Origin of the sequence: Anaeromyxobacter dehalogenans 2CP-1 (genome assembly GCF_000022145.1) — a bacterium.
GTDB classification, from domain to species: Bacteria; Myxococcota; Myxococcia; order Myxococcales; family Anaeromyxobacteraceae; genus Anaeromyxobacter; species Anaeromyxobacter dehalogenans.
Map to the genome: position 1 here is coordinate 2,317,169 of NC_011891.1, position 19,982 is coordinate 2,337,150.

The window sequence follows — 19,982 nt, forward strand, 5'->3', positions numbered from 1 at the left end:
CGCTGCGTCCCCGAACGTCGGGACGCGGCCCGGTCAGAGGGTGCGAGGCGCCCCTCAGCGCGAGGCCTTCGACGCCTTCGACGGGCGGTCGCCCGCCACCGGGGCGCCGTGCTCGTCGCCCCAGGGCGAGATGCGGGCGAGCGCGGCGCGCTCGTGCGGCATGGCGGCGCGCGGCGAGCGGAAGTACTGCATGGGCGAGTAGAAGACGAAGTTCGACACGCGGCTGGTGTAGAGGCAGGCGTAGTCCTCGATCTGCTCGCCGAAGCGGGAGTTCTCGTTCCCCTCCTTGAACGTGAGCCCCCAGTACCGGTTGAAGCCTCCCTCGACGCCGAGCTGCAGCTCCTCGATGCGCGCGTTCGCGTCGCGCTGCGCGCGCCGGAGCGCCTCGAGCTCCGCCTTGTCGCGGCGGCGCTCCTGCTCCAGCCGGTCGCGCTCCTCCGGCGTGGGCGCCTCGCGATCGATGCGCCGGTCGAGCTGGTTCAGCGCGGCGCGGTGCAGCGCGAGCTCGTCCTCCACCCGCACGCGCAGGTCCTCGAGGCGCGAGAGCTCCGCGAGCGGCGCCTGGTTCCGCTCCAGCCAGGCCAGCTCGTCCTCCAGCTCCTGCACGATCATGCAGGTGCGCCAGAGCGAGCTCTTCTTCGACCGCAGGATGTCCCCGTAGATGTGGTCGCCCACGTACAGGATCCGGTCGCCGCCGATGCCGAGCAGCCGCTCCAGCGTGGGGAGGTCGCCGCCCTGGTAGAACCGACCGCGCTCCAGCGCGGCGGGCCCCTCGGCCAGCTCTCCGCCGGGGCCGACCTCGTACAGCGGCCGCCGCTCCGCGAAGAACGCCGGCTTCGCCGCCCCGGTGATCACCGCGTCGAAGTAGTTCCGCCAGCTCGGGTACTCGGGGAGCACGCCGTCGAGCACGTAGGACATCACCGCGTCGGTGTAGTCCCAGAGCGAGTTCGTGAGCACGAACAGCTTCTTGCCGCCGGACCGCAGCTTGTGGAGCGCGGGCCCGAGCTCCGCGTCCTTCACCAGGTACCGCGGCAGCTCCTTCTTCACCTCGGCCTTGAGCGTTCCGTCGCGGTGGACGGTGTCGATCGCCTCGCGGATGTCGTCGTAGAGTCGGGCGTAGTCCACCGTCCGGCCGAGCCCCTCGAGCAGCTCGATCACGAGCGCGAACAGGCAGGCCTCGGGCAGCGCGAACAGCGTGTCGATCCAGGCGAAGCGCGGCAGCGAGAGGTGGATCTTCTCGTCGCGGTACAGCCGCTTCAGCTCGTCGAACGGCAGCTCCCGGCGCCCGTGGTAGCAGCGGCCGACGTGGTTGTGCCGGTCCATCTTGAAGATGTTGCCGTGGAGCTTGTCCACCACCAGGCCGCGGATCACGAACTCGGGATCGTATTGGAGCGCCCCGAGCGCGGGCGGATAGCCCATCACCGAGATCATCCGCGCCAGCGTCATCTGGAACGCGAGCGTCTCGAGCTGGCGCAGGTGGTAGATCGCCAGCGTGTAGTCCATGTCGAAGCCGACGGCGTCGATGCGGTTCATCCGCAGGTTGCGGTTGACGAACACCTGCCGCGCGCGGGGGACCTCGCGGTGGGTGCCGTGCGGCTCCGCCAGCAGGGCGCGGACGTCGGGGCTCTCGTAGGCACGGCCCTTCGGGCCGGCGGCGGGTACGTCGGTGCGAGGAAGATCCATCCCGCGCCGAGATAACACGCCGGGGAAGGGGTCTCAACGCGCGGCCGGGCCGCGCGGCCCGGCGCAGGGCCGGGCCGGCGGGGGCCGGATCCTTGACCGGGCGGGGCGGCGTGGCAGGCTCGGCCTTCCGTGGCCGCCCGGAAGCGCCAGCCCTCGCCGGACCTGCTCGCGCGCCTCGCGGCGCTGGAGGAGCGCGTCGCCCGCCTGGAGGCCGGCAAGGCGCCGCCGGGCGACGGCCGCGCCGCGGCCGTGGAGCGGTCACCCAAGGTGAAGAGGTGTCCCGGCTGCGGCCTGCCGCTCCGGCGCAGCAAGGGGCGCTGCGCCGCCTGCGGCCGGCCGCTGGATCCGATCTCGCCGGGCCGGTCGCGCGCGGCCCGGCCTCCCCCTGGCCGCCGCTAGTCCTCCGCGACGATGCGCGTCGCGGGGATGCCCAGCGCGCGCGCGATCGCGACCACGGTCGTGTACGGCGGGTTGCGCCCGCCGCGCTCGATCAGGCTCACGTACGCGACGGAGAGGTCGAGCGCCTCGGCCAGCGCCTCCTGCGTCATGCCGCGGCCGCGGCGGTGCTCGCGCACCCGCTCGCCGAGGCGGCGCAGCTCCTCGCGGCGGGGGTCCCGCTGCGTCTTCGTCTTGGTCGCCATCGCTTCTGGGATCCTCACGCTTGAACCCGGGTCGTTGGGTTGACGGCCAGTCGCCCGAACGGAACGTGGCAGTGGCCGGATTTTGTAAAACCGAACGGATTGTCGGGTCCACCGACCTACTGTCGATCACCCGAGGCAAGTGAACGTCCCCGGACCACGCGACTATTCCGGTGGAGGGCGGTGGCGCGCGCGGCGAGGGGGCGGGCGGGCGCCGGGCCGTCCGCGCGATGGACGGGGCGTCCGGCCACGGCTATGTTCCGCGCCGGATGCCCAGCCAACCCGAGTCGCCCGCCCTGCTCGACCTCGCGCAGGTCCGCGCGCACACCCTGCCGAACGGACTGCGGGTCCGCGTCCTGCCCGAGCGCAGCACCCCGACCGTCAGCTACTACACGTTCTTCCAGGTCGGCTCGCGCAACGAGCAGCTGGGCCTGACCGGCATCAGCCACCTGTTCGAGCACATGATGTTCAACGGCGCGGCGCGTTACGGCCCGAAGGAGTTCGACCGGGTCCTGGAGGCGCGCGGCGGGCACTCGAACGCCTACACGTCGAACGACGTGACCGCCTACTACGAGGACTTCGCCGCCGAGGCGCTGGAGACGGTGGTGGATCTCGAGTCGGATCGCATGCGCTCGCTCCGCCTCACCGAGGACTCGCTCGAGCAGGAGCGCGAGGTCGTGAAGGAGGAGCGCCGGCTCCGCACCGAGAACTCGATCTTCGGCCTGATGGAGGAGCAGCTCGAGTCGCTCGTGTTCCTGTCGCACCCGTACCGCTGGCCGGTGATCGGCTGGATGGAGGACATCCAGCGCATCGCCCGCGAGGACTGCGAGGCGTTCTTCCGGACGTACTACGCGCCCAGCAACGCGGCGGTGTACGTGGTCGGCGACGTGGACCCGGACGACACGCTGCGGCTGGTGGAGCGGTATTACGCCGACATCCCGGCCGGCCCGCGGCCCGCGCCCGTGCCCCAGGGCGAGCCGCCCCAGCGCGGCGAGCGTCGCGCCACCGTCCGCTATCCCGCGCAGGCGCCGGCGCTGCTGGCGGGGTGGCGCGGCCCGGCGGCGCGCAGCCCGGACTCCGCCGCCCTCGACGTGCTGCAGGTCTGCCTGGCGGTGGGCGAGTCGTCGCGCCTCCGCCGCCGGCTGGTGCAGGAGCTGGAACTGGCGGTGTCCGTCTCGATCAGCTGGGGCTGGCGCATCGACCCGGGGGTGTTCCTGGCGTTCGCCGAGCTCGCGCCGGAGGTGTCGGTGGCGAGGGCGGAGAAGGAGCTGTGGGCGGAGCTCGCCAAGGTGGCCGCGCGCGGGGTGACCGCCGCCGAGGTTCGCCGCGCGAAGGCGCTCCTGCGCAGCTCGGTGCTGCACGAGCTCGCCACCCACCACGGCGTGGCGCACGCGCTCGGCCAGGCGGAGGCGCTGCTGGGCGACTGGCGGGAGGCCGGCCGGGCGCTCGAGCACTACGCAGCGGTGGGCGTGCGGGACGTGCGACGCGTCGCGGCCGAGTACCTCGATCCGACCCGCCGCTCGGTGGTGGTGCTCGACCCGGAGGTGCGGCGGTGAGCCCCTCGATCGCGCTGCCGCCCATCCGCCGCGAGACGCTGCCCGGCGGCCTGCGGGTGATCGTCGCCGAGCGCAAGGGCATCCCGCTCGCCGCGGTGCGCCTGGTGCTGCGCGGAGGCGCCTCGCTCGATCCGTCCGGGCGCTCCGGGCTGTCGCACCTGGTCGCGCTGGCCGCCCGGCGCGGCACGCGCCGGCACACCGGCGAGGAGATCGACCTCGCCATCGAGTCCATCGGCGCGGAGCTCGGCGCCGGCGTGGACGAGGACGCGTCCTACTTCGGCCTGTCGGCCCCGGTGGAGGTCCTGCCGCGCTGCCTCGACGTGCTCGCCGAGATGGCCGGGAGCCCGACGTTCCCCGCCCGCGAGGTGGACCGCCTGCGCCGCCGCGAGGTGGCCGCGCTCGCCCACGACCTCGACGAGCCCGGCGTGGTGGCGGACCGGGCCATGCTCGCCGCCGGCTACGGCTCGCACCCGTACGCGCGCTCCGCGGAGGGGACGGTGCGCTCCCTGGGCGCGGTCCGGCGGCCCGACGTGGCCGGCTTCCACCAGCGCTACTACCGGCCCTCGGCCGCGTTCCTGGTGGTGGTGGGAGCGGTCCGCGCCGACGAGGTGCTGGCGCTGGTGCGGCGCCGCTTCGCCGGGTGGCGCGCCGCGGAGCGCCCGCTGCCGCCGCTCCCCCCGACCAGCGCGCCGCGGACCGCGGTGGTGGTGGTGGACAAGCCGGACGTGACGCAGAGCCAGGTCCGGATCGCCTCGGAGGGGTTCGCGCGCCGGAGCCCGGACTACTACCCGGGCATGGTGGCGAGCGCGGTGCTCGGCGGCGGGTTCACCTCGCGGCTCATGGAGGCGATCCGCGTGAACCGCGGCCTCTCCTACGGCGTGCGCAGCCGCTTCGCCACCAGCGCCGTGGGCGGCCTGTTCTTCGTGTCCACCTTCACCAAGGTCGAGACCACCGCCGAGATCGTGCAGGTCACGCTCGACGAGACCGCGCGCTTCTGCGCCGAGGGCCCGTCGGCGGAGGAGCTGGAGCGGACCCAGAGCTACCTCTGCGGCCTGTTCCCGCTCTCGCTCGAGACGCACGACCAGCTCGCCGAGAAGCTCGCCGACCTGGAGCTGTACGGCCTCGACGACAGCGAGGTGGGCGAGTTCCGCGAGCGGGTGCGGGCGGTGACGCCCGACCAGTGCCGCGAGGTGGGGCGGCGCTACTTCCCGCTGGAGCGCCGGGTGGTGGTGGCGGTCGGCCCGGCGCGGGCCATCGCGCGGTCGCTGGAGCGGTTCGGCCCGGTGAAGGTGATCCCCGCCAGGAAGATGGTGTGACCGCGGGGGTCGCCGCGCCGGTGACGGTGCTCCACGAGGACGCGCACCTCCTCGCGGTGGACAAGCCGGCGGGGCGGCTGGTCATCCCGGGCCGCGACGGCGGTGAGCCGAGCCTGCGCGAGGAGCTGGAGGCGCGCTTCGGCCGGCTCTGGGTGGTGCACCGGCTCGACCGGAACACGAGCGGCGTGCTGGTGCTCGCGCGCACCGCCGCGGCGCACCGCACGCTCAACCTGGCGTTCGACCGGGGCGAGCCGCGCAAGCGCTACCTGGCGCTGGTGCGCGGCGTCCCTCCGGCGGAGCAGCGCATCGAGGTCGCCATCGCGCCCGGGCGCAAGGGGCGCATGCGCGCGGCCGCTCCGGACGATCCGCGCGGCAAGGCCTCCGCGACGGTGGTGCGGCGGCTCGACGCGTTCCCGCGGCACCCGCTCGGCGGCGGACCGCTGGCGCTGGTCGAGGCGCTCCCGGAGACCGGGCGCACCCACCAGATCCGCGTGCACCTCGCCGCGGCGGGCACGCCGCTCGCCGTCGATCCCGCCTACGGCGACGCGGCCCCGCTGCTCGGCCCCGGCGGCGAGGCGGTGCTCGCGCGCACGCCGCTCCACGCGGCGCGGCTGGCGCTGCGCCACCCCGCGGACGGGCGGGAGCTGGTGCTGGAGGCGCCGCTGCCCGCCGACCTGGCCGGGACGCTGGCGCTGCTGCGCGGGGCGCCGGGCGGCGCCTAGCCGCGGGCGTGGACCAGGATCTTCACGTCGGAGCGGAAGGTGATCTCGATCTTCCCGCCGTCGCGGAGCGCCGAGACGAACCCGCGCCCGAACAGCGGGTGATCCACCACCTCGTCCAGGCGGAACGTGGCCTTGGGCGAGTAGGGGCGGGCGCTCGACTGATCCTTCGCGCCGAGCAGGTCCTCGAACGGCACCGCCGCAGCCTTCTCGCGCGGGGCGCGCGCCGGCCGGGCGCCGGCCGCACCGGAGGCGGCGCGCGGCGCCGCGGCGCCGGCCGGGCCCTTGTACCGGTGTACGCCGTGGCAGGTGTTGCACTCCACCTTCACCGGCTTGCCGGCGACCACCGCGTGAACCGTGTGCGCCAGCATGAGCTGGCACTTCGTGCAGAACGAATCGACCTCGCCGCCGACCTTGACCATGGGGGCGCGGAGTATAGCCGCGACCCCGCGCGGCGCCTCACGAATCGGCGCCGCACGCGACCGGGCTGCGCGAAAGCGGGCACGGCGGTCGCTGCCGTGCGAGAATGCGCCCGCATGCTCTCCCGCCTCAGGGACGCCTTCGAGGACTTCGGCCGGATGATCCTGTTCGCCGGCGAGATCGTCGCCTGGGCGTTCCGGCCGCCGTTCCGGCCCGACCAGATCCTGGCGCAGATGGCCTTCATCGGGGCCGGCTCCGCCTTCATCGTGGGGGTGACCGGCACGTTCGCCGGGATGGTGTTCGGCCTCCAGATGAACTACGCGCTCCGCCAGTTCGCCGCCGAGGGCTACACCGGCGGCTCGACGGCGTTCGCGCTGGCGCGGGAGCTCTCGCCGGTGTTCACCGCGCTCATGGTGACGGGCCGCGCCGGCAGCGCCATCACCACCGAGCTCGGCACCATGCGCGTCACCGAGCAGATCGACGCGATGGAGACCATGGCGGTCTCGCCCATCCAGTACCTGGTGGTCCCGCGGGTGGTCGCGTCCATCCTGATGTTCCCGGTGCTGACCATGCTGTTCAACGCGCTCGGGTACGGCGGCGCGTACGTGATGGGCGTGTTCGTCTCCGGGATCCCGGAGGGCCCGTTCATCCAGCACACCCGGGAGTTCCTGGGGCCGAACGACATCTTCCACGGGCTCGGGAAGGCGGTGCTGTTCGGCTACATCGTGGCGGTGATCACCACCTGGCGCGGCTACGCCGCGAGCGGCGGGGCGCGCGGGGTGGGAGAGGGGACCACGCGCGCGGTGGTGGCCAGCTCGGTCGCGATCCTGGTCGCCGACTACGCCGGGACCGTCCTGAGCGTGGGGACCTGAGCGTGATCGAGGTCCGCGATCTCTGGAAGTCCTTCGGGACGAACCAGGTGCTGAAGGGCATCACGCTCGACGTGCCGAAGGGCAACACGTACGTGGTGCTGGGCGGCTCGGGCTCGGGCAAGACCGTGCTCATGAAGCACGTCATCGGCCTGCTGAAGCCGGACCGCGGCACGGTGCGCGTGGGCGAGCACGAGATCTCGAGCCTGACCGGCCGTGAGCTGAACGAGGCCCGCCGGATGTTCGGGATGGTGTTCCAGGGCGCCGCCCTGTTCGACTCGATGAACGTCTTCGACAACGTGGCGTTCCCGCTGCGCGAGAAGCGCCGCGGGACGCGGCTGGCGGCGAGCGAGGTGCGCAAGCGGGTCATCGAGAAGCTCGCGGTGGTGGACCTGGGCGAGGAGGTCCTCGGGCGCTGGCCGGCCGAGCTGTCCGGCGGCATGCGCAAGCGGGTCGCGCTGGCCCGGGCGCTGGTCTCCGACCCGCAGGTGGTGCTGTACGACGAGCCCACCACCGGCCTCGATCCCATCACCACGAACTACGTGGACGAGATGATCGTGCACGCCAAGGAGCGCCTCGGCATCACCAGCATGGTGATCTCGCACGACATCGCCAGCGCATTCCGGGTGGCCGACCGGCTGGCGGTGCTCTACGATGGACACCTCGCCGCGGAGGGGACGCCCGCGGAGGTCCGCCAGAGCAAGGATCCCTTCGTGCAGCGCTTCCTCTCCACCTGGTTCGAGAAGCAGTGAGCCCCGGGGACCGCCCGTGAAGCCCGCCGTCAACAAGGCCCTCGCAGTGGGCGTGCTCGTCGCCGTCGGCCTGGCGGCGTTCCTGTTCGCGTTCACCTTCTTCAAGAAGGGCGGGTACTCCGAGGCGGACAGCTACCTCGTGTACGCGCGGTTCAGCGACGCCACCGGCCTCACCTGGAAGAGCAAGGTGCAGATCGCCGGCATCCAGGTGGGCGAGGTCGCGAAGATCTCCCTCGACAAGAACAAGGCGCTGCTCCAGATCCGCATCGACCGCTCGGTGCCGCTCCACACCGACGCCTGCCTCTACAAGAGCTTCCCGTCCGCGCTGCTCCCCGACGCGCTGCTCGAGGTCATCGCCGGCTCCGACGCAGCGCCGCTCCTCTCGTCGCTGCCGGAGGCCGAGCGCGAGATCAAGTGCGTGCGCGAGGCCACCAGCGTGCAACAGCTGCTCGACTCGATGGCGAAGATCGCCAGCGACGTGCAGCTCGTCACCGGCGACCTCGCCAAGACCGTCCAGGGCGACCAGGGCAGCCTGCGCGAGATCGTGGAGAACCTGGCCCGCATCACGCGCCAGGTCGATCAGGTGGTGGCGCAGAACAGCGCCAACCTCTCCGAGCTCATCGCGAACACCCGCGACTTCACCGCCGACCTGCGCGAGATCTCGGCGCGCGACAAGGACCGCATCCACAGCATCCTCGCGAACGTGGACGAGCTCACCGCGCGCCTGAAGGTCGCGGCGGGCAGCCTGCAGGGCATCCTCGACGGCGGCGGCTCCGGCGCTCCGGGCGGCGGCCCGGCCGGCCCGCCCGGCGTCCCGGGAGCTCCGGGTGCACCTGGCGTCCCCGGCACGGTGGGCGCGACGCCGGCGGTCGCCAGCCAGCAGGCGCAGGCGAAGGGCGTGCAGCAGGCGGTGGCGCGCCTCAACGACAGCCTCTCCCGGCTCGACCAGCTCCTCGCCAAGGTCCAGGAGGGCAAGAGCGTCGCCGGCCGGCTCCTCACCGACGAGAAGATGGGCCGCCAGCTCGGGACCGCGGTGGAGGGCGTCTCCGACTACGTGGACCGGCTGCAGAAGATGCAGATCGAGGTCCAGCTCCGCTCCGAGTGGCTGCTCAACCAGAGCGTGGAGGACGGCCGCCCCGGCGCGAAGGTCTACTTCGGCGCGAAGCTGCTGCCGCGCCCCGACAAGTACTACCTGCTCGAGGTGGTGAGCGATCCGCGCGGCGTCGACACGGTCACGACCGACACCATCACCACCCGCACGCCGGGCTCGGTCGGCGACTCGACCACGGTCACCACCCGGACCCGGCACGAGGACAAGGTCACGTTCTCGCTGCAGATGGCGAAGCGCTACGGCCCGGTCACGTTCCGCGGCGGCGTCATCGAGAGCTCCGGCGGCCTCGGCGCCGACCTGCACCTCATGAAGGACCGGCTCCAGGTCTCCACGTCGCTCTACCAGTTCTCGCGGCCGTACCAGGACGTGTTCCCGCGCGCCAAGGTCTGGGCGAACTACAACTTCCTGCAGCACTTCTACGTCACCACCGGCGTCGACGACTTCCTGAACCGGTGGCGCAGCGCCGCCTCGCCCGACGGCCGCAGCTTCAACATCGGCACCGACGTGTTCTTCGGGGCGGGCCTCTACTTCACCGACGACGACCTGAAGACGCTGCTCGTCTCGGGCGCCGGCAGCGCCGCGAGCGGCGCCGGGAAGTAGGCCCGGCGGAGGCGACCCGGTGGGCGGGGTCGGGCGCGAACCCACCCGCCGGCCCGTGGCTCCCATGAAGCAGGCCCCCGCCCGCGTTAGGAGTCCTCCGCCCATGAACGGTCGCCTCAAGCTCGTCCTCGTCGCGCTCCTCGCCGTGGTGGCGTTCCAGGTGTTCTTCCGCGGTCGCGGCGCGCCCCGCTCGCAGGGCGGTGGCCACCCCGCGCCCCCGCTCGCGCTGCCCGATCTGGCCGGGCGCACCGTGGACCTGGAGGCGCTCCGCGGCAAGGTGGTGGCGGTGAACTTCTGGGCGAGCTGGTGCGGCCCGTGCCGCGCCGAGATCCCGGACCTCGCCGAGGTGTGGAGGGCGCACCAGGGCAAGTGCTTCGAGCTGCTCGGGGTGGCGGAGGAGTCCGGGCGCGAGGACGTGCTCGCGATGGCCCGTGGCATCCCGTACCCGATCCTCATCGACGCCCGGGCCACCGCGCTCGAGCCGTGGGGCGTGCCCGCCTACCCGCGCACCTACCTGGTGGACGCGCAGGGCACCGTCCAGCACGTGTTCGCCGGGACGCTGGACCGGGAGACGCTCACCGCTGCGCTGCAGCCGCTGCTCCCGGCGTCCTGCCCGAAGGGCTGACGAACGGGTTGGCGCGACCCGCGCGGGCGCGGTAGATCCGCGGCGTGTCCACCCCGAAGTGCCCCATCTGCGGCCGTCCCGCCGCGCCGCGCCCCGGCAACCGCGCGTTCCCGTTCTGCTCGGATCGCTGCAAGCTCATCGACCTCGGCAAGTGGCTGGGCGAGGAGTACCGGATCCCCGGCCCGCGCGCCGGTGACGGCGCCGACGCGCCGGCGCGGCCCGAGGAGCGCGAGGACGACGAGCCGTGAGGCCCGCGCTCGTCCTGGCCCGGCCGCTGCCGCTCGCCGACCTCGGCGCGCTCGCCGGCCGGTTCGAGCTCCGCGGCGGCGAGGTCGCGCTGTCCCGGGCCGAGCTCGGCGTGGCGGTGCGCGAGGCCGAGGTGCTGGTGGTCACCTACCTCGACCGCGTGGACGCCGCGCTCCTCGAGGGCGCACCGCGGCTCCGCCACGTCGCGTCGTACGGCATCGGCGTGAACCACCTCGACCTCGGCGCCTGCCGCGCCCGCGGGCTGTGCGTCACCAACACGCCGGACGTGGTGACCGCCGCCACCGCCGATCACGCCTGGGCGCTCCTGCTCGCGGCCGCGCGCCGCGTCGCCGAGGGCGATCGGGTGATCCGCGCCGGCGGGTGGACCGGCGTCGATCCCGCCTGGATGCTCGGCACCGAGGTCAGCGGCAAGACGCTCGGCCTGGTGGGGTTCGGGCGCATCGGACGGGCGGTGGCGCAGCGGGCCGCCGGCTTCGGCATGCGCGTCCTCTACGCCGCGCCGCGCGACGCCGCGGTCCCGGGCGCGCGACGGGTGGACCTCGACGCGCTGCTCACCGCGTCCGACCTCGTCAGCCTGCACGTGCCGCTCACGCCCGCCACCGACGGCCTGATGGACCGGGCGCGCCTGGCGCGCATGAAGCCCGGCGCCATCCTGGTGAACACCGCGCGCGGGCAGGTGGTGGACGACGCGGCGCTGGCCGAGGCGCTGGCCTCGGGCCGGCTCGCCGCCGCCGGCCTCGACGTCTTCCGCGACGAGCCGAGGATCCCCGAGGCGTTCCTGCGCCTCCCGAACGTCGTGCTGACGCCGCACCTCGGCTCGGGCACGCGCGAAACGCGCGCCGCGATGACGCGGATGGTGATCGACGAGGTCCTGCGGGTGGCCGCGGGCGACGCGCCCCGTCACCCGGTGCCGTAGCGCGCGACCCGCGCGCCCGCGGGTCGCCGGCATGGTATGAGGGGCAGCCATGCCGGACGCCGCAGCCAGCCCACCGCGCGCCAGGAGCCACCGCGCGGCGCAGGTCGTCGCCGGGCTGGCGATCTCGGCGGTCGCGCTCTGGCTCACGCTGCGCGGCAAGGACCTCGGCGGCATCGGCCAGGCGCTGCGCGACGCCGACTACCGCTACCTCTGGCTGTACCTGCCGTTCCTGGCAGCCATCCACCTGCTGCGCACCGTGCGCTGGGGCCTGCTGCTCGAGCCGGTCGCGAAGGTGCCGTTCGGGCGCCTCAACGCCGTCTCCGCCGTCGGCATCATGGCGCTCTCGCTGCTGCCGTTCCGCCTGGGCGAGTTCGCGCGGCCGTACCTGGTCGCCGATCGGCCGAGGCTGCGCGTCTCGAGCGCGCTGTCGTCGGTGGTGGTGGAGCGCGTGGCCGACGGGATCTTCACCGGGCTGCTGCTCATGGTGTCGCTGCTGTCCGTGCCGGAGGGCACGCCCGGGCTGCGCGTCATCCGCACCGCCGGCGTGATGGTGTCGCTCGCGTTCGTGGCGCTGCTCGCGTTCCTGGTGGGCGCGTACCGCAACCGGGCGCTGGCGGTGTCGCTCGCCACGCGGATCGCCACCCCCATCTCGCCGCGGCTGGCCGCGCGCGGGGCGGGGATGCTGGACGCGTTCATCCACGGCCTGCGGCTGGTGCCCTCGGGGCGCAAGGTGGCGCTCTTCTTCGCGCTCACCGCGATCTACTGGTTCGTGAACGTCTGGGGCATGCAGGTGCTGGCGCGCGGCTTCGGCTTCGACCTGGGCCCCGCGGCCGCATGCACCGTGCTCGGCGTCCTGGTGGTCGGGGTGATGATCCCCGCCGGCCCGGGCATGGTGGGCACGTTCCAGGGCGCGGTGGTGCTCGGCCTGGGCCTGGTCGCGCCGGGCCCGGGGGTCGCCACCCACGGCGTCGCCTACGCGAACGTGCTGTGGGCGGCGCAGATCGGCGCGCAGGTCGCGGTCGGCCTGCCGTTCCTGTTCTCCCGGCACATCGAGCTCGGGCGGCTGTTCTCGGCGCCGCGCGAGGTGGAGGCGGGCCTCGAGGACGAGGAGACGGAGTACCGCGCCGGCCAGGGTCGCTGAGGCCGGGAAGCTCGATCAGCGCAGCGCCGGGGCGGGATCCGGCAGGACGGCCCGCGCGGCGCGATCGAGCACGTCCTCGAGCTCGGCCAGGAACCCGGCGTCCACCGCGCGATCGATCTCGGCCAGGAACGGGTCCAGCTCCGAGGCGGCGGCGTCCTCGAACGGCAGGAACAGGGTGCGCGGGCGGGGGGCCATCACAGCTCCTCCTCGAGCCAGCGGAGCAGCGCGTCCTTGATCCGGTCCGCGGCCCGGTTGCGGGGGAGCGGCGCCGGCGGCGGCGCCTCGGGGGCGCGAAGCGGCAGCTCGGGCGGGGGAGCCTGCTCGGTGCGCGTAGCCAGCCGCTGCGCGGTCTTCCGCATCCGGTATCCTCCGATATCGGATCCTTCGTACCACGCTCCGGGGACACGTCAAGGAACCGTCCGCCCGGGTTCCGGCGCGGGGTGCGAGAATGACCAGACTGGCCGGGAGGAGCCGCCCATGTCCGTTCCACGCCCCCTCGCCGTCGCGCTCGCCGCCGCCCTCGCCGCGACCGCCGCCTGCCGCGGCGGCGATGCCGGCAGCCGCCGCGCGCCAGCGCTGCCGCCGCCCGCCGCGGTGGACCGCTCGCCCAGCCTCGCCGCCGCCCCGAGCTGCGAGGCGCTGGAGGCGGCCATCGAGGACGCCCTGGTGCTGCAGATGCGCAGCGAGCTCGAGCAGCTCCGCCTGACCTGGGCTGGCTGGGGCGGTCTACCGGTCGGCGGGGCCCCGGGCGGTGACGCCGGCTCGCCCGCGCCGTCCGGCTACACCACCACCAACGCCCAGGTGGCCGGCGTGGACGAGGCCGACTTCGTCCAGAACGACGGCACGCGCATCGCGGCGCTCGCCGACGGCCGCCTGCACCTGCTCTCGAGCTGGCCGGCGGACGCGCTGGCGGAGCGGTCGTCGGTCGAGATCGAGGGCTGGCCGCGCGAGCTGTTCCTGGCCGGCGACCGGGCGGTGGTGTTCAGCACGCTGTACGTGCCGCGCGCGCTGGAGGGCGACGCGCCGGTCTGCGCCGGTCCGGCGGTGGGCGCGCCCGCGCCGGGCGCGGCGCCGGACGCGATCTGGTGCGGCTACCACGCGAGCAACGTGACCAAGGTGACGACGCTCGACGTCGCCGACCTCGCCGCGCCGCGCGTGACCGCGGAGATCTACCTGCCGGGCAGCTACCTCGCCGCCCGGCGCATCGGCGCGCGCGTGCGGCTCGTGACGACCGACGACCTCCCGTACCCGGAGGGCGTCGCCTACTGGCCGCCGCTCCCGCCGGGCGCGGGGCAGGCCGAGCGCGACCGGGCCTTCGCCGAGCTGGAGGCCGCGAACGAGGCGCTCATCCGCGCCCGGCCGCTGGAGGACTGGCTGCGGCGCGGCGCGGTGGAGCGGGCCGACGGCTCGAGCGCGCCGGTCGCCTACGCGTGCACCGACTTCGCGCTGAGCGCGGCGCCGGTCCGGCCCGGCATCCTGACCCTCGCCACGCTCGATCTCGACCGGCAGGCGCTCGCCTCCAGCACCTCGGTCCTGGCGCAGGCGAGCGTGGTGTACGCCTCGCGCGACACGCTCTACGCCGCCGCGAGCCACTGGTGGTGGTGGCCGATGCCCGGCCAGGCGGACGCGACCTACCTGCACGCGTTCGATCTCCGCGACCCCGACCGCGCGACCTGGCTCGGCTCCGGCGTGGTGGACGGGACGATCGACGACCCATACCAGCTCGACGATCACGAGGGCGCGCTGCGCGTGGCGAGCACGCTCTCGACGCGGGTGGAGGGGAGCGATCCCTGGGGCAGCGTCGAGCGCGCCAGCCAGGTGACGGTGCTCGGGCTCTCCGACGGCGCGCTGCGCACGCTCGGGAAGACCGCGCCGTTCGGGCGTGACGAGACGCTCTTCGCGACCCGCTTCCTCGGCCCGCGCGGCTTCGCGGTGACGGCCCGGCAGATCGACCCGTTCTTCACGTTCGATCTCTCGGATCCCGCCGCGCCGCGGCTCGTGGGCGAGCTCGAGCTCCCGGGCTTCATCGGCTACCTGCACCCGCTCGACGCGACGCACCTGCTCGGCGTCGGCCGCGAGCCGGGGGCGAGCGGGATGATGCAGGTGAAGGTGCAGCTCCTCGACGTCACCGACCCCGCCGCCCCGACCGCCGTCGCGACCGCGCTGGTGGGGGAGGGCGGGAGCTGGTCGGACGCGCTCTGGGATCCGCACGCGTTCACCTGGTTCCCGGGCGCCGCGGGCGGCGGCCTGCTCGCGATCCCGTTCGTGGACTACGGCACGGGCGGGCTCGTCTCCGACCTGCGGCTGTTCCGCGTGGACCCCGCGTCCGGCATCGCGCCGGCCGGCACGCTCTCCATGGGCGACGTCTACGCCGGCGTCTCGGGCCCGGACTGGAGCTTCGCCTGGTCGCCCTACGTGCGGCGCAGCGTTCTCGCCGACGACGCGGCGGCCGGCGCGTTCGTCTACGCGGTGAGCGACGCCGGCGTCCGGTCTGCGCGGGTGGCCGACCTGCCGGCGTGGCTGCGGACGGTGGAGTTCGCGCCCCTCGCCGTCCGGTGAGGTCGGCCGGCGGCGCCGGCAGCGGCCGGGCCCGGGCGCTCCGCGCGGCGCCCGTGCCGACGGCCGCGCGCTGGTCCGTCTGTTGCTCTCGCCGGACGGGTCACCCATGTTCCAGCTGCCGGCGGGCCTCCGCACCCCTCCGCTCGCCCGGGCAGGAGCGTCGCCATGCGCGCCCGAGGCCGCCGTCTCCCCCGAACCGCCGCCCCGCTGGTCCTGCTGCTCGCCGTGCTCGCGCCGTCGGTGGCCCGGGCGCAGCAGAAGCTCTCCGGCATCGGCGACAGCATGATGCAGGGGGCGAACGCGCGGCTGTCGTGGTGGCCGCCGCCCGGCGACCAGATCCAGTACAGCTTCGGGCAGGGCTGGGACTCGACCGTGAACCCGGTCTACCGGCGCTACCGGCTGCTGGGCAAGCTGCCCGCCGGCGAGCAGTTCGTGTCGGTGGACGGCGCGGAGATGGTCGGGGGCCGCAACAACGCGCCCGCGCAGGCGCAGCGGGTCTGCGCGCAGCTCGCGAAGCCGGACCGGATCGTGCTTCTGCTCGGCGCGAACGACGTCTGCAACCGCTCGTCGGTCTCGACGCTGTACGGCGCCGACACGTTCCGCGCGGCGCTGGATCAGGCGCTCGCCATCCTCGGCAGCCCCACCTGCGGGCTGCCCGCCGGCACCTGGGTCCACGTGATGACGGTACCGCCGGTGAACTACCTCTACTCGGCGGGCCTGGAGAAGCAGTGGTCCACCGGCACGCCCTGCCAGGCGATCTGGTACACGGCCAGCATCTGCCCCACGGTGACGCGCGGCTCGAGCACGGATCGCTGGATCGTCGCGCAGCGCATCGCGCAGTACAACGCCGCCATCGCGGCCGCGGTCGCGGACGCGCAGGGGCGCTTCGCGCCGGCGGTCCGGTTCACGACCGACTGGAACCCGGCGCCCGAGGCCTGCGTCGGCACGCACCGGTTCCGCGGCCGCGACCTGTCCGACATCGATTGCTTCCACCCAAAGTGGAACACCGGCCAGCGCACGCTCGCCTGCGCCACCTGGGCGTCGTGGGAGTCGGTCGCTCTCGGCGGCTCGGGCGACGAGGCAGGCTGCTTCCTGCAGTGAACCGAGGCCCGCCATGACCGCCCGCACCCTTCATCCCCTCCGCCTCGCCGTCGCCCTCGCGGCGCTGACCGCCTCGCCCTCCGCGTCGCCGGCTGCCTCCGGCGATCGCGCCGCCGCGTCCGCCCGGGCGCGCGCCGCCGCCGCGCTCGCCGCCCCGGTGTCGCCCGCGGAGGTGGCCGCGCTCGCCGCGCCCGAGCCCGCCTCGACGCCGGCCGACTACCGCGCGCGCAAGGTGACGCTCCACGTCCTCGGCGTCCAGCAGCCCGGCACGCCCGGGGCGTTCGCCACCGTCGCCGACGTCGCCACCTGGGAGACCCGCGACGTCCGCGTGGGCGACGCCATCGGCCGCAACCTGGTCGTCCGCGCCATCGCGGCGGACGGCGTGGTGACCGCGGAGGGCGCGCGCGAGGTCCGGCTCGAGGTCGGGCGGGACGTGGCGGTGCGCGTGGTCGAGCACGCGTTCGACGCCGCGGCGACCCCGCGCGGCGCGCACGACCTCGACGTGGATCCGGCCGTCCTGGCGCGCCTGCGCGGCGCCCACGGGACCGGCGCCACCGGCGAGGTCGTGGTCATCGACCAGCCCGCGGTGAAGCTCACCGCCGTCGATCCGCGGGGGGTGCTCGCGCACCTCGGCCTCCGGCAGGGCGATCTCCTCTGGCGCTTCGACGGGCAGCCGGTGGGCCCGGCCGACCTCGATCGGATCGCGACCGCAGTCGCCACGCCGGGGAGCGGCGTGCACGCGCTCGACGTGACCCGCAACGGCGCGGCGTTCACCGTGTCGTACTACCCGCGGTGACGCGCGGCGGCGTCCCGCGCTCGCGGCGGGCCGATCCCGGGCGCCGGCGCCGGCCTAGCGCTCCTTCCAGGTGGGCGCACGCTTCTCCAGGAACGCGCTCACGCCCTCCACCGCGTCCTGGGTGGCGGCGAGCGTGGCGAACAGATCGTCGGCGAGGTCGATGCGCTCGAGCGCGGGCAGGTCCGGCAGCCGGTTCAGGCCCTCCTTGCCGATGCGCAGCGCGAGCGGGCTCTTCGCGGCGAGCTTCTGCGCGAGCTTCAGCGCCTCGTCCGCGAGCGACGCCTCCGGCACGACCCGGTTCACGAGGCCGAGCGCCAGCGCGTCCGCCGCGCTCACCAGCTCGCCCGTCAGCAGCAGCTCCGCCGCCTTCTTCCGCCCGACGAGCCGCGCCATCGCCGCCGCGGGGCCGAGGCAGATGAGGCCGACGTTGATGGCGGTGGTGCCGAACCGCGCCGTGTCCGCCGCGACGGTGAGGTCGCAGGCGAACGCGAGCCCGGCGCCGTTCGCCACCGCGTAGCCCTGCACCGCCGCGATCGTCACCGTCCGCATCCGCGCGAGGGTCCGGTAGAACGCGTCGATCCGGTGGAGGAGCTCGCGGTACTCGCGTTGCGTCCGCGGCGTGAACTGCTCGAGCGCGATCCCGGTGCAGTAGTGCTTCCCCGCCGCGTCCACGACGACGACCGTCACCTCCGGATCGTCCTCCATCCGCCGCAGCGCCTGGTCGAGCTGGTCGGCGAACGCGACGATGAAGGTGTTCATCGCCTCCGGCCGGTGGAGCGTGATCCAGCCGATCCGGCCTTCCTTCCTGGTCCTGACGAGCGCGTCGTTCATGGGATTCCCTGGGCGGTGGAGCGGGTGGAGGCGGCGTACTCGCCCCCGAGCTTTTCACGACCGGCGCACCGGGCGCGCGCCACCGGTTGGGCCGCGCCGTGCGGAGCGCCCGACCGAGCCGGGGCCGGGCGCCGCATTCGTCCTTGGTTCCGACAGGTTGCGGCGATCGGGCGGGGCGCGCGGCCGCGCGCTCACCGCGGCGAGGCCACGCGGGGGAGCGCGAGCACGAAGGTGCTGCCGTGGCCCGGCGCGCGCTCCACGTGGACGGTCCCGCCGTGCGCGGCCGCGATGGCGCGGACCGCGTGCAGGCCCAGGCCGAGGCCGGCCGAGTTCCGGCACGACACCGCGCGCTCGTAGGGGAGGAAGATTCGCTCGCGATCGTCCGGGAGGATCCCGGGGCCGTGATCGCGGACCAGCACGCGCGCGGACGGGCCGTCCCAGGCCACCTCGATCTCGACGGGCCCGGGCGCGTAGCGGGCGGCGTTCGAGAGGAGCCGCTCGAGCGCCTGGTCGAGGAGCGCCGGATCCCAGCAGCCGGTCACCTCGCCCACGACCGTCACGGTGGGATGGCAGCCCTGGCGCTGCAGGTCGTCGCGCCGCCGCTCCACCGCGCCGCGCACCAGCTCGCCGAGATCGACGGGCTCCGGCGCCGGACGGATCGGATCCCGCAGCAGGCGCGCGCCGTCGAGCAGCCGCTCCACGACCGCAACCACGCGGCCCACCTGCGCGTCGGCGCCACGCAGGCTCGCGCGGAGGCGGGCCGGATCCAGCTCGCCCTCGGTCCGATCGAGCAGGCGCTGCACCGCCTGCAGCTTCGCGCGGAGCGGCGTGAGCGGCGTCTTCAGCTCGTGGGAGGCCACCGTCAGGAAGTCGTCGCGCGCGTGGAGCGCGCTGCCGGCCACGTGCATCATGAGGTCGGCGTGCGCCCGCGCCGCCTCGGCCTCGAGCCGGCCCTCGATGACCTGGGCCACCGCCTCGGCGGTCGGCAGCAGCGACGCGTGATGGGCGGTCCAGGGCGAGGTGATGTCGACCGCGCCCACGACGCGCCCGCCCAGCCGGACCGGCGCGCTCGCGCAGGTCCAGGGTTGCAGCACCTCCACGAAGTGCTCCGCGGCGAACACCTCCAGCGGCCGCCCCTCCACGAGCGCGGTGCCAGGCGCGTTCGTGCCCGTGACGCCCTCCGCCCAGCACGCGCCGGGCGCGAAGTTCACCCGGTCGAGCGCGCGCCGCGTCCGCGGGTCGCCGTCGCACGCCAGCATCACCCCGTCCGCGTCGAAGTAGGCGACGACGTGCCCGCCGTCGCGCAGCCGCTCGGCGTAGTGCGCCACCACGCCGGCGGCGATCCGGGCGGCGTCGTCGCCCTCGCCGCGCGCGACCACGTCCTCGGGCCCGACCGCGAGCGGGGAGGCGCGCAGCCGCGGGTCCACGCGCGCCTCCTCGCGGACCCGGAGCCACGAGCGGCGGATCTCGGGACGGATCCGCGGCGGCAGCCGTCCGTCCACGAGGAACGCCTGCCAGGCCGCCGTCAGCTCGGTTCGTGCGCGCAAGAGCTCCATCGACGCGCGAACAGGGCCGGTGGCCGCTTCATGCCGCGAGCAGGACGCTGCCCCTACCGGTACGACACCCTGCGTCAGGGCGCGGGCGGACGGCCGTCGAATGCGACGCACGCACCCGCCACGTGCCGCCGGCGAGCGGCGACGCGCGTGCCGGGCGTGGTGACGGGCGCGCCGGGCGTGGTGACGCGGATCCGGCGTGGCGATCGGGAGCCGGCGACCGCGTGCACGCGCCCGAGCTCGCCCCGGGCGGCGCGGGCGTCACGACCCGTGATCCTTCCGCGCCGGAGCCGGAGACCGCCGTCGCGCCCCGAGGAGCGCGCCCGGCGCGCGGCGGCAACGCGCGAAACGAAGAAGAGCCTCGGCGCGCCGAGGCTCTTTTCTGCTGCGATCACGGCTGCTTGTGGAGTGGTGAGGGGGAGAATCGAACTCCCGACCTAGGGATTATGAGACCCTCGCTCTAGCCGACTGAGCTACCTCACCGGTCCTGCGGAACGCGGGTTCATATCCCTCTCGCCGGGAACGCGTC

Annotated in this window: 21 protein-coding genes and 1 tRNA gene; 14 read left to right on the plus strand and 8 right to left on the minus strand. The window is 74.5% G+C overall.

The features are described from left to right. Positions 1-54: 54 nt before the first annotated feature. Positions 55-1,683, minus strand: coding sequence for an HAD-IG family 5'-nucleotidase (locus A2CP1_RS10425; protein ID WP_012633275.1), 1,629 nt, complete (start codon positions 1,681-1,683; stop codon positions 55-57). Between the two features lie 129 nt (positions 1,684-1,812). On the opposite strand from A2CP1_RS10425, the gene A2CP1_RS10430 reads away from it, so the two are divergent. Further along, complete coding sequence (locus A2CP1_RS10430; protein ID WP_012633276.1) at positions 1,813-2,082, plus strand: hypothetical protein; 270 nt, start codon at positions 1,813-1,815, stop codon at positions 2,080-2,082. Here the strand turns inward: A2CP1_RS10430 and A2CP1_RS10435 are convergent. After that, positions 2,079-2,324 carry a helix-turn-helix domain-containing protein gene (locus A2CP1_RS10435; RefSeq protein ID WP_012526021.1) on the minus strand — a complete coding sequence of 82 codons (246 nt, stop codon included), beginning with the start codon at positions 2,322-2,324 and terminating at the stop codon, positions 2,079-2,081. The genes A2CP1_RS10430 and A2CP1_RS10435 overlap by 4 nt on opposite strands. Positions 2,325-2,551: 227 nt before the next feature. Between A2CP1_RS10435 and A2CP1_RS10440 the strand changes: the two genes are divergently transcribed. Genes A2CP1_RS10440 through A2CP1_RS10450 form a run of 3 tightly spaced genes read left to right on the plus strand, consistent with a single transcriptional unit; the run spans position 2,552 to position 5,915 of the window. Next, positions 2,552-3,877 carry a M16 family metallopeptidase gene (locus A2CP1_RS10440; protein WP_012633277.1) on the plus strand — a complete coding sequence of 442 codons (1,326 nt, stop codon included), beginning with the start codon at positions 2,552-2,554 and terminating at the stop codon, positions 3,875-3,877. Beyond that, a complete protein-coding gene (locus A2CP1_RS10445) occupies positions 3,874-5,193 on the plus strand; it encodes a M16 family metallopeptidase (RefSeq protein ID WP_012633278.1) in 1,320 nt (439 codons plus the stop codon). Before A2CP1_RS10440 ends, A2CP1_RS10445 begins: the two co-directional genes overlap by 4 nt. After that, positions 5,190-5,915 carry an RluA family pseudouridine synthase gene (locus tag A2CP1_RS10450; protein ID WP_012633279.1) on the plus strand — a complete coding sequence of 242 codons (726 nt, stop codon included), beginning with the start codon at positions 5,190-5,192 and terminating at the stop codon, positions 5,913-5,915. The genes A2CP1_RS10445 and A2CP1_RS10450 overlap by 4 nt, the downstream gene beginning before the upstream one ends. Here the strand turns inward: A2CP1_RS10450 and A2CP1_RS10455 are convergent. Continuing rightward, complete coding sequence (locus A2CP1_RS10455) at positions 5,912-6,334, minus strand: hypothetical protein (RefSeq protein ID WP_012633280.1); 423 nt, start codon at positions 6,332-6,334, stop codon at positions 5,912-5,914. The genes A2CP1_RS10450 and A2CP1_RS10455 overlap by 4 nt on opposite strands. A 114-nt stretch (positions 6,335-6,448) precedes the next feature. On the opposite strand from A2CP1_RS10455, the gene A2CP1_RS10460 reads away from it, so the two are divergent. The 7 genes from A2CP1_RS10460 to A2CP1_RS10490 all read left to right on the plus strand — a co-directional run bounded on the left by A2CP1_RS10460 (position 6,449) and on the right by A2CP1_RS10490 (position 12,613). Beyond that, positions 6,449-7,204 carry an MlaE family ABC transporter permease gene (locus A2CP1_RS10460; protein WP_012633281.1) on the plus strand — a complete coding sequence of 252 codons (756 nt, stop codon included), beginning with the start codon at positions 6,449-6,451 and terminating at the stop codon, positions 7,202-7,204. 2 nt (positions 7,205-7,206) lie between these two features. Beyond that, entirely contained in the window at positions 7,207-7,953 is a 747-nt protein-coding gene (locus A2CP1_RS10465; protein WP_012526027.1) for an ABC transporter ATP-binding protein, read from the plus strand. 16 nt (positions 7,954-7,969) lie between these two features. Next, entirely contained in the window at positions 7,970-9,664 is a 1,695-nt protein-coding gene (locus A2CP1_RS10470) for an MlaD family protein (protein ID WP_012633282.1), read from the plus strand. A 103-nt stretch (positions 9,665-9,767) separates the two neighbouring features. Continuing rightward, the gene (locus A2CP1_RS10475) at positions 9,768-10,289 is read left to right on the plus strand and encodes a TlpA family protein disulfide reductase (protein WP_012633283.1); all 522 of its coding nucleotides are present in this window, start codon (positions 9,768-9,770) and stop codon (positions 10,287-10,289) included. Between the two features lie 44 nt (positions 10,290-10,333). Next, positions 10,334-10,537 (plus strand): DNA gyrase inhibitor YacG, encoded by a 204-nt coding sequence (locus A2CP1_RS10480; RefSeq protein WP_012633284.1) that lies wholly within the window; start codon positions 10,334-10,336, stop codon positions 10,535-10,537. After that, positions 10,534-11,472: a 2-hydroxyacid dehydrogenase gene (locus A2CP1_RS10485; RefSeq protein ID WP_012633285.1), complete on the plus strand. Its 939-nt coding sequence runs from the start codon at positions 10,534-10,536 to the stop codon at positions 11,470-11,472. The genes A2CP1_RS10480 and A2CP1_RS10485 overlap by 4 nt, the downstream gene beginning before the upstream one ends. Before the next feature lie 49 nt (positions 11,473-11,521). Beyond that, on the plus strand, positions 11,522-12,613 hold the full coding sequence (locus A2CP1_RS10490) for a lysylphosphatidylglycerol synthase transmembrane domain-containing protein (RefSeq protein ID WP_012633286.1): 1,092 nt from the start codon (positions 11,522-11,524) through the stop codon (positions 12,611-12,613). A 15-nt stretch (positions 12,614-12,628) separates the two neighbouring features. On the opposite strand, the gene A2CP1_RS10495 is transcribed toward A2CP1_RS10490, so the two are convergent. Continuing rightward, positions 12,629-12,808: a hypothetical protein gene (locus A2CP1_RS10495; RefSeq protein WP_012526033.1), complete on the minus strand. Its 180-nt coding sequence runs from the start codon at positions 12,806-12,808 to the stop codon at positions 12,629-12,631. After that, positions 12,808-12,972 carry a hypothetical protein gene (locus A2CP1_RS23460; protein ID WP_012526034.1) on the minus strand — a complete coding sequence of 55 codons (165 nt, stop codon included), beginning with the start codon at positions 12,970-12,972 and terminating at the stop codon, positions 12,808-12,810. The genes A2CP1_RS10495 and A2CP1_RS23460 overlap by 1 nt, the downstream gene beginning before the upstream one ends. A 118-nt stretch (positions 12,973-13,090) precedes the next feature. Here A2CP1_RS23460 and A2CP1_RS10500 point away from each other — a divergent pair, with 118 nt between their 5' ends. The 3 genes from A2CP1_RS10500 (at position 13,091) to A2CP1_RS10510 (ending at position 17,069) form a co-directional block, all read left to right on the plus strand. Next, entirely contained in the window at positions 13,091-15,172 is a 2,082-nt protein-coding gene (locus tag A2CP1_RS10500) for a beta-propeller domain-containing protein (RefSeq protein ID WP_012633287.1), read from the plus strand. A 165-nt stretch (positions 15,173-15,337) separates the two neighbouring features. Beyond that, positions 15,338-16,273 (plus strand): SGNH/GDSL hydrolase family protein, encoded by a 936-nt coding sequence (locus A2CP1_RS10505; protein ID WP_012633288.1) that lies wholly within the window; start codon positions 15,338-15,340, stop codon positions 16,271-16,273. 13 nt (positions 16,274-16,286) lie between these two features. Beyond that, positions 16,287-17,069 (plus strand): hypothetical protein, encoded by a 783-nt coding sequence (locus A2CP1_RS10510; RefSeq protein ID WP_012633289.1) that lies wholly within the window; start codon positions 16,287-16,289, stop codon positions 17,067-17,069. 54 nt (positions 17,070-17,123) lie between these two features. Here the strand turns inward: A2CP1_RS10510 and A2CP1_RS10515 are convergent, their stop codons facing one another. From A2CP1_RS10515 to A2CP1_RS10525, 3 genes are all read right to left on the minus strand, one after another. After that, the gene (locus tag A2CP1_RS10515) at positions 17,124-17,900 is read right to left on the minus strand and encodes an enoyl-CoA hydratase/isomerase family protein (RefSeq protein WP_012633290.1); all 777 of its coding nucleotides are present in this window, start codon (positions 17,898-17,900) and stop codon (positions 17,124-17,126) included. A gap of 191 nt (positions 17,901-18,091) precedes the next feature. Then, positions 18,092-19,456, minus strand: coding sequence for an ATP-binding protein (locus tag A2CP1_RS10520; protein WP_012633291.1), 1,365 nt, complete (start codon positions 19,454-19,456; stop codon positions 18,092-18,094). Between the two features lie 406 nt (positions 19,457-19,862). After that, positions 19,863-19,936 (minus strand) — tRNA-Met (locus tag A2CP1_RS10525). Positions 19,937-19,982 lie beyond the last annotated feature (46 nt).